The 506-nt window shown below is 49.8% G+C and carries 2 rRNA genes; both read right to left on the bottom strand.

The annotated features are described in order from the left end of the window. Positions 1-71: 71 nt before the first annotated feature. Positions 72-188, bottom strand: a 5S ribosomal RNA gene (gene rrf, locus B3N33_RS05100). 33 nt (positions 189-221) lie between these two features. Continuing rightward, positions 222-506, bottom strand: a 23S ribosomal RNA gene (locus B3N33_RS05105); the annotation flags it as partial.

Here is a 506-nt window from a genome sequence, read left to right on the forward strand (position 1 = left end):
ATGCAACTCACAACTTGGAACTGGTTCTCAAACAAAAAGGAGAGTCAAAAAGACTCTCCTCTTGTATAACATCTGGGCGATACCTACTCTCGCATGCAGTTGCCCACATACTACCATCGGCCCGAGACGGCTTAACTGCCGGGTTCGGTATGGAGCCGGGTGTTTCCCGCCCCGGTATCTTCACCCAGAATATCTGTTCACTCAAGAGTACATAGGGAAATAAGGTAAAGGAATCGGATTATTAGTACTGGTCGACTGAACACTTCACAGTGCTTACATCTCCAGCCTATCTACGTCCTCTTCTCGAACGATCCTGAGAGACCTAGTCTTGAAGCGTGCTTCCCGCTTAGATGCTGTCAGCGGTTATCACTCATGAACGTAGCTACTCAGCTACTGCCGCTTGCACGACAACTGATTCACTAGAGGTTCACTAACCCCGGTCCTCTCGTACTAGGGGCTACCCTTCTCAAGTCTCCTACGCTCGCAACAGATAGGGACCGAACTGT

Source organism: Mesotoga sp. UBA5825 (assembly GCF_002432955.1).
In the GTDB taxonomy this organism is placed as follows: domain Bacteria; phylum Thermotogota; class Thermotogae; order Petrotogales; family Kosmotogaceae; genus Mesotoga.